Below are 16,797 nucleotides of genomic sequence, written 5' to 3' on the forward strand. Positions count from 1 at the left end.
ATAAAACTAAATAGCTCAATGAGACATTGGATCGAAGCTGCACGCATACGCACATTACCATTATCAATATCGGGAATTCTTGTAGGAAGTATCTACGCCCTCGCGAATCCTACAAAAGAGGTTCTGACTCCTACTGATGTCTTTAGTTGGAAAGTATTTTCATTTGCAATTTTAACAACCTTAGGATTGCAGATTTTGTCCAATTTTGCCAATGATTATGGCGATGGCATCAAAGGCACCGATAATGATGACCGAGTGGGGCCCAAGCGCGCCATTCAGAGTGGAGTGATTTCGCCAGCGGCGATGAAGAAAGGAATAATAGTAACTGCAATTCTAACTTTGGCGTCAGCAATAGCATTAATATATTTTGCTTTTGGAGAAGAAAACATCGGCTATTCGCTGTTCTTTTTAGGTCTTGGAATTTTGGCTATCTCATCAGCAATCAGATATACGGTAGGAAATACTGCTTATGGTTACAAGGGACAGGGAGATATTTTCGTTTTCGTGTTTTTCGGATTAGTAAGCACACTCGGAGTGAATTTCTTACACTCAAAACAAGTTGATTTACAGCTGATTCTGCCTGCTATCTCAATAGGTTTGTTAAGTACAGCAGTACTGAATTTAAATAATATGCGAGACGAATTATCCGATAAAAAAGTTGGAAAAAATACACTAGTAGTAAAGATGGGTGGAGCAAATGCCAAAAAATATCATTACTTTTTGGTGGTTGCTGCAATGGTTTGTATGGTTATTTTCGCTTTAATATACAACGGCGTCGGATTCAAATTTGACCAATATTTATTCTTGATAGCATTTATTCCATTAACGCTTCATTTACGTCGAGTTACTCGCAACAAAGATCCGCGAGCGCTAGATCCAGAGCTTAAAAAACTTGCTTTGAGTACATTTTTCCTATCGGTTTTACTGTGTTTAGGATTAATTTACCTAATTTCAGACATCTTAGTAAATAATGCTTAAAAACATACTATTATGATTATTACTTTTTACGGACATGCTTCTTTAGGACTTCAAATTAAAGGGATTAATATACTTGTTGATCCGTTTATTTCGGCAAATGAGCAGGCTTCGCATATAGATATTGATGAGCTAAAAGCTGATTTTATTCTGATTACCCACGCGCATCAGGATCACACGCTTGATGTGGAAGCGATTGCAAAGCGTACAAATGCAACGATTGTCTCCAACGCCGAAGTTGCTGGCTATTATGAGAAAAAAGGTTTTACAACCCACGCTATGAACCACGGCGGAAGCTGGGATTTTGACTTTGGCCGTCTTAAAATGGTCAATGCAATTCACTCTAGTTCCTTTGCTGACGGCACTTACGGCGGTAATCCTGCCGGTTTTGTGATCGAAGGCGAGCATAAGAATATTTATATTGCTGGCGATACAGCGCTTACGATGGATATGAAATTGATTCCGATGCGTACCAAATTGGATCTTGCAATTCTTCCGATAGGCAATAACTTTACAATGGATATTGAGGATGCGATTATCGCTTCAGATTTTATTCAATGTGATAAAATCTTAGGATACCACTATGATACTTTTGGATTTATCGAAATTGATCATGCCGAAGCTAAGCGTAAATTCTTTGATAAAGACAAGGATTTGATGCTGCTAGAAATTGGCGAATCATTGGAATTATAATATTTTTCAGTAACTTTTTGCTTCGCCAGTTCGCTATGCTCGGGTCCTGCTATACTCTTCAATTCCTCGGTCTAATGCTGTTTTTTGCAACGCCATAAAAAGGATCCCGATAGCTATCGGGACTATCGGTCGCTCTTTTCTGTCGGCAAAAAATCAACATTAGTGCTCCGGGATTTGCTTCGCCAGTTCGCTTCGCTCGGGTGCGCTTCTATCAGGGTTAGGGTTCTCTCATTCATTACAACCATGTTATTATGACTGCAAATTATCACAAGCATGTGCTCGAATTAAAAAAACCGAGTGGCACATCACGCGGTGTGCTCTTAACTAAGGAGACCTGGTTTATAGTGCTCAAAAAAGACGGTAAAACTGGAATAGGCGAGTGCGGAATACTCCGTGGTTTGAGTATCGACGATCGCGATGATTATGAAGAAAAACTAAAATGGACTTGCGAAAATATTCATTTAGGGGTTGCTGAGTTGTGGAATCAGCTAATCGAATTCCCATCAATACAATTCGGAATCGAAACTGCTTTCAAGTCTCTTGAAGGGAAAACGCCTTTCGAATTGTTCCCTTCAGCGTTCAAAAAAGGGGAGAAGAGCATTCCGATAAATGGACTCGTTTGGATGGGAACTTCGGAAGAAATGAAGGTGCAAATTGAGGAGAAAATCGAAGCCGGTTTCAACTGTATAAAACTCAAAATTGGAGCGATAGATTTTGACAAAGAAGTCGAATTATTAGCCTATATTCGCTCTCATTTCACTCCTGAAATGATGGAAATTAGGGTCGATGCAAACGGTGGATTTACTGCAAATGAAGCTTTAAGTAAATTAGAAATACTATCTGGTTATCAAATACATAGCATAGAGCAGCCAATTCAAATAAAGCAGTATGACACAATGGCAGAGCTCGCAAAACATAGTAAAATTCCCATTGCGCTTGATGAGGAGTTAATTGGAGTGTTCTCTGCAGAGGAAAAGGAAGATTTATTGAGCAAAATTCAGCCTCAATTTATCATTGTAAAACCTAGTTTGGTTGGAGGTTTTAGAGGCTCGATGCAGTGGATTGAAATCGCCGAAAAACTAAATATCGGCTGGTGGATCACTTCCGCTTTGGAATCCAATATTGGGTTGAATGCGATTGCGCAGTGGACTTATTGTTTGAAGAGTGAAATGCCTCAAGGACTAGGAACTGGAAGTTTGTACACAAACAACTTTGAATCCCCGCTAGTGGTGCGAGAGGGAGCTTTGTGGTACGATCCAGAAATAGCTTGGGAAGTGCCTGATTGGGCAAAAATTAAATCAAGGTAGAATGCAATTACTGTTTTAGTAGATAGAATAATCTAATATTTCAAAAGAGTCGATTTAAGAGCAGGTGATTTAAGTCAATCAAACTTGTATGTGAGCAGCGAGTTTCTTTCTAAAAAGCTATTCTAAACTACTTCACGCGCCATGTTTAAAGTTAATTTGGAATTCGAAGTACTGTAATCAAAAACAATCCGCTTTGCTAACAGCGGATTATTTTTTTGTTAATTATTTTTCCGTGTCGCATAATCTAAGAAAGTGTCGGATTTTATTTAATGGATTTTGCTCCCATTATAAGTTTAATTACAGCAAATTTGTCGCTGTCGTTTAACAGTATTTCAATTTAAAATATTTTATAATATGCTTTTAGTTAAATAATTACGCTTACTAACCTAAAGTTACTTTTTATATAATTTTATTATTTTTCAATTAAACATTTAATGTGTGGATTTAAATTCAAATTACTCTCCCGCCTCAAAATACCAAATTTCAGACTTTTTGATTCTAATATTCTCTGGACTTCGAAGCTCCAAAATTTAACTCGTAAATCAAAAAATCCTAAATCTCACTTACTGCTTCAACCGAAGACAAAATCCCCCGCTAGATGTCTTGCGAAGACTAAGTTTCTCATCAACCCAAGTCGTGTTGCTAATGTTCTTTCGGCGAAAGCCTAAAATTACTCGCAATAACAAAGTGTGCAAAACAGGAAGCTAGAAGCTAATCGCTACAAATGAAAAAACTGTCAACGATTATATTTTATAACCCTTGACAGTTTTCCGTAATTTATGTTGCTAAAAGCTAAAAGTTAAAGCCCAGCTTTCCAGTCCAATGATTTAATTGCTGCAACTTGATTATTATTGTTCATAAAAACACGTAGTTCCTTATTAGCAATTGGTTTAGTATAATCAGCTTTGAATCTGTAAACAGTCTGGCCGGTTGAATTATCCATCCAAACTTCGGCAAGCTTTAAATCTTTGAATTCGCCATATTTTAGGCGAAATTTGTGACAAGTTTGAGTAAGTCTAGCTTCTGTGGTGTTTTTTCTAACGTCGGCAGTTGCTTCGGTGGCAGAAAAAGGTGTGAATTTGGAAGTATTGCAAGTCATCAATACGCGTTTTCCTAAGCTATATGCTTTCGCCTTTTGAGTACTGTTGATCTCATTTACGGTCAGCATAAATACTTTTGGAGCTTCGACTTTTTCAACAACAGTCTTTTTAGTTTTACAACCTACAAAGGCTAAAACGCAGAAGAACATTACAATCTTTTTCATAATAATTTTAAATTTTAGTTTGGTTCATTTTTTTTTGGATTTGTAAATTACAAAAAAATCTAAAATGCACTTTTAATGTTAAAGGTTTTTAAAGATGTTTTAACATTCGGAGATCTCTACATAACAAAAAAACTGCAGTTCAGTTTGATTGTAATAAATCAAATCTGAATTGCAGCGTATCAAAATAGAGTTTTAAAATTTCTAGTAGACAAATGTTAACAAGTTTATAATAGCCAAAATTGAGTTTACTACGGTACTTATTATTAATAATGGTAGGAGAATATTGGCTTTCTGATTGGAAAGTACGGCACCATTAAAAGTCATCGTTACTGCCACTGCAAGAAAGAGTTGAAACATTTGAGGTAAACTAATACCATTTTGCAAGATTAACATGGCTGCAATAGAGCCTAGGCAACTTTGTGCTAAAACACCGCCCGCTACAAATCCGAAAATTCCCTGTTCTATTCTACGTATTGAATGTTGATATGTGTTCATAATATGTGTGATAAAGGTTGTTTTTATTATAATAGTATAAAGGTACTACAGCAACACGGTCCACATTTATGCGTTCAATCATAATTCGTAAATTAGAAGACAATTTTATCTGAATATCTTTCTATCTTCGATCTGCAGCTCTTTTTTGCGTTCTAAAGATTTCACGGCACGTATTACAGTTTCTACTCGCAATCCTGTTAAATCAGCAATTTGCTGACGTGTTAGCTCCACTCGATACTTAGTGTCTAAAGAGATTTTATCTTGTGATTTTAAATAATCAATTAACTTCAAAATTCTATGTTCAGGTTCGTGAGTCGAAATTTCGGTAGCCATTATTGATTTATAATAAAGTCTTTCGGCTAAGTATTGCGAAATACTTAGATTTACATCCGGATTCGCCAGAAGTAGTTCGAAAAAAGCTTTCTTTTCGACAGTGTAAAGTTCAGCATCAGTCAACGCTTCGGCATTGGCAGGATAGGTGAGGTCGCATAGGAGCGGAGGTTCGCCAAAACTTTTACCTGCGGTGAAGATTCCTTGGATGAATTCTTTTCCTTCATCGTTAAAATTATTCATTTTGATTTCGCCTGAAATCACCTGGTAATAAAAATTGGACTTTTGTCCCTCGCGGAATAAAATATCACCCTTTTTTAGCAGAATCTTTTTAGCATCTACACTTTCTAGCAGCGATACAGAAATCAAATTAGTTCTCTCTTTTCCAATCAATTTTTCTCTCCTTTAAATATTAAAACTGTGACAATTTAAAACAAAAAAGCCAAAGACGAATCTTTGGCTTTTGAAATATGGAAATTATCTTAGAATAAACTTGGATATTTTGCAGGATCTGTTTCGTGCATCATTGCGTACACTTTTTCAAAAACATCTTCTACCGATGGTTTTGAGAAGTAGTCTCCGTCCGTACCGTAAGATGGTCTGTGCGCTTTTGATGCTAATGCTTCTGGCTTACTGTCCAAATGTTTGTACGCATTTTGCTCATCAACAACTTTTTGAAGTATATATGCCGAAGCTCCTCCAGGAACATCTTCGTCAATAACTAGAAGTCTATTGGTTTTAGCAACACTTGTTGCGATGTCGTGGTTAATATCGAATGGTAGTAACGATTGAACGTCAATTAGCTCACAAGAAATTCCAACTTCTTCCAATTCTTTTACTGCTTGCTCCACGATTCTAACAGTAGATCCGTAAGTAACAAGTGTAATATCTGTTCCTTTGGTCAAAGTTTCGACAACTCCAATTGGTGTTTTGAATTCCCCAATATTTGTTGGCATTTTCTCCTTAAGTCTATATCCATTAAGACATTCGATAACTAAAGCTGGCTCGTCTGTTTGTAATAATGTATTGTAAAAACCTGCTGCCTTGGTCATGTTACGTGGCACTAAAACGTGGATTCCACGAATAGCATTGATAATCATTCCCATTGGCGAACCTGAATGCCAAATTCCCTCAAGTCTGTGACCACGAGTACGAATTATAAGCGGAGCTTTTTGCTTTCCACAAGTTCTGTACTGCAATGTTGCAAGGTCATCACTCATAATTTGGATTGCATAAAGCAAATAATCAAGATACTGAATTTCGGCAATAGGGCGCAAACCTCTCATCGCCATTCCAATTCCTTGACCTAAGATAGTAGCTTCACGAATTCCGGCATCTGCAACGCGCAGTTCGCCATATTTCTCTTGAAGACCTTCCAATCCCTGATTTACATCTCCGATATTTCCAGCGTCTTCTCCAAAAATTAAAGACTCTGGATATTTTGCGAAAATAGAGTCAAAATTGTCGCGGATAATTACACGTCCATCAACATCTTGCGAATCTTCATTATAAACAGGAAGTACTTCTTCTACTGAAAATACGTTTTTTTCTGAATTTGAAAATAAGTGAGCGCTGAATTTTGGTTGAATTTTCTCTGTATAATTCTGAATCCAAGAAGACAATTCCGCGTGAGCACCATCTTTGATTACAAGACGTAAAACTTTACGTGCTGTGCTTAAGATGTCTTTTCGAATTGGATCTTTGATTGATTTTAAATCTGAAATATAGTTTGCAACTTTTTCGTTAGCTCCCAATTTTTCAAGAAGTGAAACTAGTTCAGCTCTTTCGTCTTGCATTGGTTTTGTAAATGCAATCCAAGCTGCTTTTTTGCCTTCTAGAACTTCTTTTTTAGCGTCAGCATCAATTGTATCAAGTTCATCTTGAGTGGCGATTCCAGAAGAAACCATCCATTCTTTCATCATCTTGTTACAATCAAAATCGCCTTCCCAAGTAAGTCGATCGGCATTTTTATAGCGTTCGTGCGATCCTGAAGTAGAGTGTCCTTGTGGTTGAGTTACTTCGGTTACGTGAATCAAAACTGGTACGTGCTCTTCTCTAGCAATTTTTGCAGCTTTCTCGTAAACTGAAATTAATTCAGGATAATCCCAACCTTTTACTTTAAATATTTCGTAGCCTTTATTGTCTTCGTCTCTTTGAAAACCCTTTAAAATTTCCGAAATGCTTTCTTTGGTAGTCTGATATTTTGCGTGAACCGAAATTCCGTATTCATCATCCCAAACGCTCATTACCATAGGTACTTGCAAAACACCAGCTCCGTTGATTGTTTCAAAAAACAAACCTTCGGAGGTACTTGCGTTTCCAATTGTACCCCAAGCAATTTCATTTCCGCTTTCGCTAAAATTAGTTGCGTCGATATTTGGTAAATTTCTATATATTTTTGACGCTTGAGCTAGTCCAAGTAATCGTGGCATTTGTCCAGCTGTAGGAGAAATATCGGCACTAGAATTTTTTTGCTGTGTTAAATTTTTCCAAGTTCCATCCTCATTTAAACTATGAGTAGCAAAGTGGCCACCCATCTGACGTCCGCCAGACATTGGATCGTGATTGATATCTGAATGTCCAAACAAACCAGCAAAGAACTGCTCGATAGTAAGTTGTCCAATAGCCATCATAAAAGTTTGATCGCGGTAGTATCCAGAACGGAAATCTCCATTCTTAAAAGCCTTTGCCATTGCTAGCTGTGGTACTTCTTTACCATCGCCAAAAATCCCAAACTTTGCCTTTCCTGTAAGAACTTCACGTCTTCCAAGAAGACTACATTCTCTACTTATTGAAGCTATTTTGTAGTCTCCAATAACTTCTTTTTTAAAGTCTTCAAAAGAAAGCGCTGCGTTAGTCTGTGCTTGTGTCATATAATGTGGTATCAAATTCGGACACAAATTTAAAGAAAAACTCATTGATTTCATAATAAGATTCTAAATTAAAATGTGCTCAATTTTGATGAATCAATAAAAATGACTGTATTTTGTCTAAAGATTATTTATAAACAATCCGATATATAGAAAATTCTGCAAAGTTTCAATTATATCAATTACATTAAAGCCATTTTCTATTAAAGAGATTTAATAAGATTTTCGGGTTTAATGTCACTATAAACCTAATTTTCTGATCGTATCGATCTTGCGCAATCTCCCAACCATTTGATGATACAACGGGAAAGTAAAGTTCAAAATAATCTTGAACAAGATTGAGTCGAATGCCGCTATCAAAAACAAAGCGTTCATTATAACCTTTGTTTTTCAGCAATCCAACATCGCCATAAACTTCAATCCAATTCCAAACATTAACACCAAGATTTAATGTAGTCATCCATTGGTTGGCAAATTGATTTTCGAATTTAGATTTAAAACCGCCTTCTGCCATAATTAACTGTTGACTAAAAAGTCCTGTTGTCTCAGATCTTCCGTAATAATTATAGTCAAAAAGATAGTCCGTTGGTCGGTCCAAAGCAAAGTTAAAAAAGTCAGATTTTGTATTATTAAAAGCGAAAACGCCGGCATAAAAGCGCAAGTCTATTTGAGTATTATTTTCGAAAAGTTTTCGATAATTCGCCTGAACAATCGCTTTTCCAAATTTGTCTGCGTATTGCAATTCTGATACAAAGCCAAATGATTTGGTAGCTTCTGAATCGGAGAAATAGTATTTGGCGTTGGATACAGAGTAATTCTTTGCTTGAGGATCATCTGCTACAAAAGCTGATTGTTCTCTGCTCACAATTACCTGCCGTACCATTACAGCTTGTTGCTCATTATCTCGAAAATCGGAGGTTCGAATTCGCATCATTACAAGCGGATTCAATCGTAAATAACTCGCATCAGGCGCGTAATGAAAGTAATTCCCGCTAAGAGAATAGCGCATATTATAGAGTTTTGATTCTCTGTAATTTTGATTTACAGCTAGGAGAAAGCTTCCGCTAATTGTTCCCTGCTTGGTAGATAGCGCAGGATTAATATCGTAGATAAACGGTTTGTCAAGAATAGTTTTATTATGAAATCTCAAACCTGGAATTAGTCCGTCATAAAGGTTATAAGTAATCGTTGGAACATATAGAATCTGATTGTAATATGGGTCCTCTAAATCCTTCATCAAAGTAAATTTGATTGGACGATTGGTAATGTTATAATCCTTTAACGATTTCCAGTTGTTGCGCAAATTCATTTCTGGCACCACATTTTCGTAGTTTATCACGAGTTTATCAGCATCCATTCTTGGCAATTTGTAAGCGCTCATTGTTGAAGTCTCATCAAGCCATTTTTTAAAAACTACTTGATTGTCTTTTAATCCGTAAATTGGAATCGGCACATTTGTTCCAGTCTTGTTTTTTAAATCAAAATAGACAAAATCTTTATCTTTGGTTAGATTTCCAAATTTATAATCGATTACCCTTCTAGAGTGTATAATGTCGTCAAAAAACCATTCGATATTTGTATCAGTGTTTTTTCGCAAGAGGTCTTCAAATGGCGCTTTGACTGTAGTTTGAACTTTATTTTCTTCGAAGAAATTTTTTACACTAGTATTCAAAATATTGTTGCCCAGATAGTCGTCGAGATATTCAAAACTCAAACCTGCACGATACTTTCCAGCAATCTGCTCATTGAATTTTATCAAGGTGTTTTTTGGATCACCAATCGGCTGATCAAGATTTTTACGAGCCATCAACATATAGAAGTATGAAAACTGCTCGTTAAACTTAATGTGCGCCAAGTGAAAACTATTTAATAATCGGAAATTCGCAACTTTACCCAACATTTTTGCATCTGGATAGTAATATTGCAAGTATTCCATCATATAGTACGTAGTAATTCCGTCGTAAATCCAATTATCCTTGCGTTTATTTAGCGGAAGCGAATTTTTCAAATACGCATTGAGGTAGGTTTTTAGAATATTAATCTCATAATCAAAATCTTCGCTAAAAGGCTTTAAGAAAGAGGGTAATTGATTAAAACCGTAAAACGGATTTCGCTCATAATCTACCTGCGAAATTGTTATCACGGGATAAGGGTAAGCACCAATTTTCTCTTTTGCAAATTCAACAATTCTATCAACAATAATCGCCTTTCTGATATCGTCGACATTTTTTGACTTAATGTTGTTAAGGACTTCAATATCCTTATTTTTAAAACTCAAAAAATCACTCTTGTTTTCAATATATAAACTAAAATCGTAGCGATTGCTTCCAACGAACTTGTGAACTGCAAAATCTTTGTTGTTTTCAATATTTAAATCGCTGGTAATAGATTTGTTAACTTCGGTATAAACCGTCAATTCCACATCTGCCAAAGCATTTGCTGCATCGTCAATATTAAGATTACTATAAAGTAAAAAATCACCATTTTCACGCAAAGCGGGCCATAAAAAAGCATTTCGAATGGCATAACTTTCTTGCTCATCGTATCCATATTTTGTAAATCGTGCATTTGGCAACCTTATGGAATAGGAAATTTGAATTAATACTTCATCATCAGGTTTCAAAGGTTTTTCTAGAGAAATAGAAATCAGATCAATCTGATTGTCCACTCGATTCCATACAAGAGTTTCGTCCTGACTTTCGATAGAGGTAATCTTTGTAAAACCTCGATCTTCCTTTTTCGCAGTATGAAAAGTTTTGACAAATTCGTCCGAAAATCGTCCGGCAAGGGGCGTGTTTTTGGATGAATAAGCATTATTCCAATCATTTAGGATGATATTTTGCAAAGTATCTTGACTTTGATTTTTGTACAAAATAGTCTGACTAATTTCAAATGTTTTTGTCTGGTCATTCAAATTTGCCTCAATTCTAATATGATGTTGCGCAGTTGCATCTACCGCAAATAAAAGCAGCAATCCAACATAACATGGGCGAAAATTAAAATTCAAAGAGTATTTGTTGTTACGTGAATAAGATTAAAAATTGCGATGAAGTCCTGTTTTTAGAAAAATAACTGCAGCTGTCTGCAGTTATTTTGCAATGTTTAAAAGTTTGGACTAAGAGTGTATTTTTTATAAAACTTATCCAAGACATCAACGACTTCTTCTGCACTATCTACGATTTTTATTAATTTTAGATCTTCTGGACTCACATTCATGTATTTGGTATTCAAAACTTGATCAATCCAATCCATTAATCCACTCCAATAATCAGATCCTACCAAAATTATTGGAAATTTCGCCACTTTTTTAGTCTGAATTAAAGTAATCGCTTCAAACATTTCGTCTAATGTTCCAAAACCTCCTGGCATAATAACAAATCCTTGCGAATACTTGACAAACATTACTTTGCGGACAAAGAAATAATCGAAATTCAAATTTTTATCCTTGTCAATATAAGGGTTAAAATGCTGCTCAAAAGGCAACTCAATATTTAGTCCTACAGAGGTTCCACCTCCACGATTTGCACCTTTGTTTCCTGCTTCCATAATTCCAGGTCCGCCACCAGTAATCACGCCATAACCTGCTGTACTAATGTCAAAAGCAATCTGTTCGGCCAAAATATAATATGGATCTTCGGGCTTTGTTCGGGCCGATCCAAAGATACTTACGCACGGTCCAATTCGACCCATCGCTTCATAACCGTTGACAAATTCGGCCATAATTTTAAAAATGGCCCATGAGTCATTGGTACGAATTTCGTTCCAAGTTTTTTGCTTCAATCGGTCAATAATTACCTTTTCTTCATCATTATCAAAATCTTCTAATCTCATCGTCTTTTAATATTATTTTGTTTTATTTAGGAACTAAATCCTGCTTTTTTATGTAAATCTTTGGCACAATGCTTTTTTCTAAGCTACAAAAGCATCCCCGTACCGAATAGGAGTTTGGTCACTCTTTTATGTCAAGAAAAAATAGTTTACTTGCCTGCGCGATTTGCTGCTTTTGTTCACTTCGATCGGGATCACTCCAATCAGGGCTAGCAGTTTAGGATTAATAAGTAATTCTCTATCCAAAATTTTATTTAATTATATTCTGTTGATTGCTAGAAGAACTATTTTTTCCAAATGAAATGCTCGGCATTTTCAAAACAAAAATAAGATGCTAAATTCTTATTCTAAAGCAATATTCTCACTATTAACAATACTTTCTATCGTTATCAAATATAAGTAAAGTTTAGTTGCTGTGGCAATTCATTTCGTTTTTACATATTAGATTTTAAAATTTTGTTCCAGCAGTAAAAATTTATCTTATATCAGCTTTCATTTGGCAAATTATTCAAAAATCTCAATCAAAATTTATTATATTGTAACCAACTTCACGCACACTTACAATTAGAATAATTCTATGAGCATCTCCGACTTTCTAAACACTTTAGTAGTATTCACAGAAGAAGAATTGAATGATATTCTTACTCACTTCGCAATAGAATACGCTTGTAAAAATCAAATTCTTGTACGCAACGGAGAAATCTGCAAGTCATTATATTATGTGGAGCAAGGAATGGGCAGAAGTTATTACCTTAATGAAAACGGCAAAGAAATTACACAATGGTTTTTTGGAGTTGGGAAATTTATGTCTAGTGTTGACAGTTTTTTTCAGCAAAGCCCAAGTTTATATTATCTAGAAGTTCTCGAAGATTCAACCTTATATAGTATTTCAAAACAAGATATTGACTTGCTTTTTGCCAAATATCCAAAAATGGAAAAGTTAGGTCGAATCGTTTCTATCGAAATGCTCACAAAAATTATCAATAAACTAAATGCTATTCAGTTTCAAACCGCACGTGAACGGTACGACTATATGCTCACAGAATTTCCAGATATTGTCTATCAGGTTCCGCTTGGACATATTGCATCGTATTTAGGAATGACTCAAGAAACCTTGAGCCGAATACGTAGGGGAGATACTTCTAAATAATTTGCACAAGCTACACTCACGGTAAAATCTGATTTTATTGCAGGTCTTTTGCTATCAGGCTCGTACAAAAGAATTTATCGGAACAGCTCCGATAGCTAGCCCAATTTTTATAAATTTGAGAACACCAATTAAATTCGTAATTTGACATAGGTCAAATGATTGAAGCGATTGGGCTTATATCTTTGTATCTATAAAACTACTTACAATGAACATCAATAAACTTGCATTAAAAATTCTGCTTATGCTCGTCGCCATATCAGCGCCGTCAGACAGTAATGCGCAGCAGTTGGATCCTGTATTGCAGGATTTAATTCAAAAAGGACTGAACAAAAATCTAAATATAACTAGCAACCGAATTGATGCTGAGCAGGCAAAAGTTGATCAGCAGTTGGCAAAATCAGTTTTCTTACCAAAGATTAGCCTTAACGGAAGTTATACAAGACTTAATGATGACATTACTTTTGATCAGAATACACAAACTTTGCTGGCTGCAACTCAAAAGTTAGTCATCAAAGAGGCAATTGGACTGCCGTTTAACTCGCCATTTCCAGGAAATATTCCGTTACAAGATATTCCAAACCTCCAAAATAAGAACATTCTGAAGTCATCGGTAGATTTGGATTGGGTTTTGTTTAGTGGACTTGAGGCAAGCAACGCTCTCAAAGCAAGTAAGCATAAAGAAAGTTCATTAAATTATCTTGGTCTAGCCGAAAAAGATAAAGTGGCGTTACAGATTATAGAAACTTATGATAAATTGGCTTTGGTAAAAGCGTCGCAGAAAGTTCTAACCACCTCAGAAAACTACCTAGACGAACAAGTATTCTACGTTAAAAAAGCGATTGAAAATGGACTTACAACTCCATTAAATCGTAAAAAGATTGAACTGGCTCAGCAACAGTTGGCCGCAAAGCAGTTGGATTTTGAACATAATAGCATTTTACTAGTCGAATTGCTTCATCAACTTACGGGTGAATCAAAAGAAACCTTAAAATTACTTAATCCTCAGCTAAGATCAATTTCGATTATAGAAACTGCAAATTCTGAAAAGCGTAACGAAATTAAAGCTTTGGAAGAAGCTGAGCGAGCTACAGAATATCAAATCAAAATGGAGAAAAGTAGTTTTATTCCAAAAGTGGCCGTAAAAGGGCATTACGAATTTATAGAAGATGATTTATCCTTGCTAGACCCAAAATGGTTTATAGGTGCCGGAATCAAATGGAACCTGTACGATGGAGGTCAGTCTCGATTGAAAAGTAAAAAGGCGCAGTTAGAAAACGAAAAATATAGAGAGAAAATCCAAGATGCCGAAGAGATGATTGCACTGAGCATTATCAAAGCCGAGTTGTCTCTGGAATCTAGTAAGCAAAATACTAAAATTGTCGAGAAAGAAATTGAGTTGGCAAGTGACACTTATGAAATGGTGAATAAGCAGTACAAGAATAACTTAGCATCAATTAATGACGTTTTAGAAGCTCTAACCGATGTAGAGAAAGCTAATTTTAAACTTCAAGAATCATATTTTAATGAACGTCGTGCCGCAACTGATTTGCTTCACGCTAAAGGCATACTCGCTTACTAAATCACGATAAAACATACAGAAGATGAATACTTATAAAACTATATTGCTAGGCACCTTTTCGATCCTTACATTAAATTCTTGCAGCAATGACAAGATTACTGAAAATCGCGGGCAAGTAAAATTTGAAACTGTATCGGTAAGCAGTAAAATTGGTGGCCGAATCCAAAAAATTTTTGTTCAAGAAGGACAAACGGTCAAAAAAGGAGATACGCTTGCGCAGATGAATATCCCGGAAGTCAATGCCAAAATGATGCAAGCCGAAGGTGCCATTACTGCAGCAAAAGGGCAGTTGAATATGGCCGATAATGGCGCGACCGCCGAGCAGATCAGTCAGATTGATGGACAGCTAAATTCGGCACAAGCACAACTTGATTTTGCACAAGAATCCTTTAATAGATTGCAAAATATGTATAGAGATTCGTTAGTGAGTCAGCAGCAATTTGATGAGGTTCGAATGAAACTCAATATGGCAAAAGCGCAAGTAAAAGGCTTGTCGGCAAAGAGAAAGGAGATAACCAAAGGAACGCGATCTGAGCAACGAGAACAAGCTCAAGGGCAGCTAGACCGAGCTTTGGGAGCAAAAGAAGAAGTACTTTCGGCCGCTGATGAACAGTACTTAATTGCTCCTGCTGATATGTCTATTGAAACAATTAGTTTGGTAGAAGGCGAATTGCTAACTCCAGGTTATACTCTGTTCAACGGCTATAAAACAAACAGCATCTATTTTAGATTCACAATTCCAGAGTCAAAAATTTACGATTTTGAGGTTGGAAAGGAACTTGTGGTGCTGAATCCTTATACTAAGGAAGAAACACGATCAAAAATTGTGGCAATCAAGCAGCTTGCACAGTATGCTGATATTACAAGCACTTCGCCTCTGTATGAACTTTCGGAATCAATTTATGAATTAAAAGTGGTACCGGTAGCAGATATTTCAAAACAGAAATTTTATACAAATGCTACGGTTCTTTTAAAAAAATAATAAATGAAAAATTTTATAAGCTTACTCAAAGTCGAGTTTAGTCGTATTTTTTCGAATGGAGTTTTGTTGGCAATATTTTTCGGAGCACCCATTGGTTATGGCGTTTTGTTTGGATATGTCTACCAACAAGCAAAGGTCAAAGATTTGCCGATTGTAATTATCGACCAAGATCGAAGTCCTGCAACAGATAAGATTATTGATGCATTTCAAGATAATGAAGGCTTACATGTTGTAGATGTGCGACTGACTGCAGGCACTATCAAAACAGAAATGCCAACCGAGCAATACACAGCTGTTGTGACTTTGCCTAAGGGATTTGAAAAGGATGTTTTACAAAAAAAGCATCCTGAAATTCGTGTGGATTTAAATATGGCAAATATTGTCAATGCAAATACCGCGAGTAACAATATCAATACCGTCTTGATGACGATGAATGCAGGTTTTGAAATTGAAGGACTTAAAAAGCAAGGAATGAATCCCGTTCAAGCCAAAGCCTCTTACGAAAGTTTTAAAGTGAATTTTAATAAACTCTATAATTCGACGGGAAATTATGTGACTTTTATGCTTCCTGGAATTCTCGCTGCCATTATGCAACAGGTAATTTTTCTAGCAATGGCATTAGTGTTCGCTAGAGATTTTGAAGATGGATATTTTAAGGTTTTGACTCGAAATAGTAAATCATCGTTTTATCACATTCTTTTAAAAGCCGTACCATTTTTGCTGATGTTGCCGTTTATGTGGTTATTTATAAGCTTACTTTTTCCGCATTTTAAGATTGGCGCAGATATTTTTAATTTTCCAATGCTCGTTTTGACAGTCCTTTTAACCTTGGCGTCAATGTTTATCGGAATGCTATTTTCTATCGCGATTCCGAGTCAGTTAAAAGCGACCGAATTGCTAATGGTTATTTCGACACCTGCATTTATATTAAGTGGATTCACTTGGCCAACCGAAGCAATTCCTAGTTTTATTGCCAATATCGCACAATTTATTCCGGTAACTCAGTTTCTAAGTGGCTTTAGAAAAATTGCATTTTATGGAGGAGATTTATCTTCGATATCTCACGAAATAGGAATTTTGTTAGTGATTATGGCTGTCGCTTTTACGGCGATGCTTGTGTTGCTGCAATTTAAAATTAATAAGTCAGTAAAGAATGAGGTCGTGGTTTTGGAGGATGATTTTCAAGAATTATAAAATAATCTACTATCAGCGACGTCTTTCGTGTGAGGCATAGGAGCGGCATCCTTTTTTGATAGCTTTGCGAATGCAAAAGCTATCAAAAAAGATATAGTGGATAGGCCGACCGATTTCCTGCTCCTTAAAA

13 protein-coding genes are annotated in these 16,797 nt (G+C 36.0%); 7 read left to right on the forward strand and 6 right to left on the reverse strand.

Annotation, left to right across the window (positions count from 1 at the left end; all coding sequences use genetic code 11):
• The first annotated feature begins 18 nt into the window (after positions 1 to 18).
• From menA to SBO79_RS07945, 3 genes are all read left to right on the forward strand, one after another.
• Positions 19 to 978, forward strand: a complete 960-nt coding sequence (gene menA / locus SBO79_RS07935) for a 1,4-dihydroxy-2-naphthoate octaprenyltransferase (protein ID WP_318639885.1) — start codon at positions 19 to 21, stop codon at positions 976 to 978.
• Positions 979 to 990: 12 nt separating this feature from the next.
• On the forward strand, positions 991 to 1,668 hold the full coding sequence (locus tag SBO79_RS07940) for a metal-dependent hydrolase (protein WP_318639886.1): 678 nt from the start codon (positions 991 to 993) through the stop codon (positions 1,666 to 1,668).
• 251 nt (positions 1,669 to 1,919) lie between these two features.
• Positions 1,920 to 2,975 (forward strand): o-succinylbenzoate synthase, encoded by a 1,056-nt coding sequence (locus SBO79_RS07945; protein ID WP_318639887.1) that lies wholly within the window; start codon positions 1,920 to 1,922, stop codon positions 2,973 to 2,975.
• A 799-nt stretch (positions 2,976 to 3,774) separates the two neighbouring features.
• On the opposite strand, the gene SBO79_RS07950 is transcribed toward SBO79_RS07945, so the two are convergent.
• From SBO79_RS07950 to SBO79_RS07975, 6 genes are all read right to left on the reverse strand, one after another.
• Positions 3,775 to 4,239, reverse strand: a complete 465-nt coding sequence (locus tag SBO79_RS07950) for a hypothetical protein (RefSeq protein WP_318639888.1) — start codon at positions 4,237 to 4,239, stop codon at positions 3,775 to 3,777.
• Between the two features lie 201 nt (positions 4,240 to 4,440).
• Complete coding sequence (locus SBO79_RS07955; RefSeq protein ID WP_318639889.1) at positions 4,441 to 4,734, reverse strand: hypothetical protein; 294 nt, start codon at positions 4,732 to 4,734, stop codon at positions 4,441 to 4,443.
• Positions 4,735 to 4,839: 105 nt separating this feature from the next.
• The gene (locus SBO79_RS07960; RefSeq protein WP_406600230.1) at positions 4,840 to 5,457 is read right to left on the reverse strand and encodes a Crp/Fnr family transcriptional regulator; all 618 of its coding nucleotides are present in this window, start codon (positions 5,455 to 5,457) and stop codon (positions 4,840 to 4,842) included.
• 89 nt (positions 5,458 to 5,546) lie between these two features.
• Positions 5,547 to 7,937: an alpha-ketoacid dehydrogenase subunit alpha/beta gene (locus SBO79_RS07965; RefSeq protein ID WP_318639890.1), complete on the reverse strand. Its 2,391-nt coding sequence runs from the start codon at positions 7,935 to 7,937 to the stop codon at positions 5,547 to 5,549.
• A 184-nt stretch (positions 7,938 to 8,121) separates the two neighbouring features.
• Positions 8,122 to 10,941: a gluzincin family metallopeptidase gene (locus SBO79_RS07970; RefSeq protein WP_318639891.1), complete on the reverse strand. Its 2,820-nt coding sequence runs from the start codon at positions 10,939 to 10,941 to the stop codon at positions 8,122 to 8,124.
• Positions 10,942 to 11,036: 95 nt separating this feature from the next.
• Positions 11,037 to 11,765 carry an LOG family protein gene (locus SBO79_RS07975; RefSeq protein ID WP_318639892.1) on the reverse strand — a complete coding sequence of 243 codons (729 nt, stop codon included), beginning with the start codon at positions 11,763 to 11,765 and terminating at the stop codon, positions 11,037 to 11,039.
• A gap of 574 nt (positions 11,766 to 12,339) precedes the next feature.
• On the opposite strand from SBO79_RS07975, the gene SBO79_RS07980 reads away from it, so the two are divergent.
• From SBO79_RS07980 to SBO79_RS07995, 4 genes are all read left to right on the forward strand, one after another.
• On the forward strand, positions 12,340 to 12,912 hold the full coding sequence (locus tag SBO79_RS07980) for a Crp/Fnr family transcriptional regulator (RefSeq protein ID WP_318639893.1): 573 nt from the start codon (positions 12,340 to 12,342) through the stop codon (positions 12,910 to 12,912).
• A gap of 205 nt (positions 12,913 to 13,117) precedes the next feature.
• On the forward strand, positions 13,118 to 14,491 hold the full coding sequence (locus SBO79_RS07985) for a TolC family protein (RefSeq protein WP_318639894.1): 1,374 nt from the start codon (positions 13,118 to 13,120) through the stop codon (positions 14,489 to 14,491).
• A gap of 22 nt (positions 14,492 to 14,513) precedes the next feature.
• Positions 14,514 to 15,473, forward strand: coding sequence for an HlyD family secretion protein (locus tag SBO79_RS07990; protein WP_318639895.1), 960 nt, complete (start codon positions 14,514 to 14,516; stop codon positions 15,471 to 15,473).
• A 3-nt stretch (positions 15,474 to 15,476) separates the two neighbouring features.
• Complete coding sequence (locus SBO79_RS07995; protein ID WP_318639896.1) at positions 15,477 to 16,667, forward strand: ABC transporter permease; 1,191 nt, start codon at positions 15,477 to 15,479, stop codon at positions 16,665 to 16,667.
• Positions 16,668 to 16,797 lie beyond the last annotated feature (130 nt).

The sequence above is a fragment of the Flavobacterium ardleyense genome, from assembly GCF_033547075.1.
GTDB lineage: Bacteria > Bacteroidota > Bacteroidia > Flavobacteriales > Flavobacteriaceae > Flavobacterium > Flavobacterium ardleyense_A.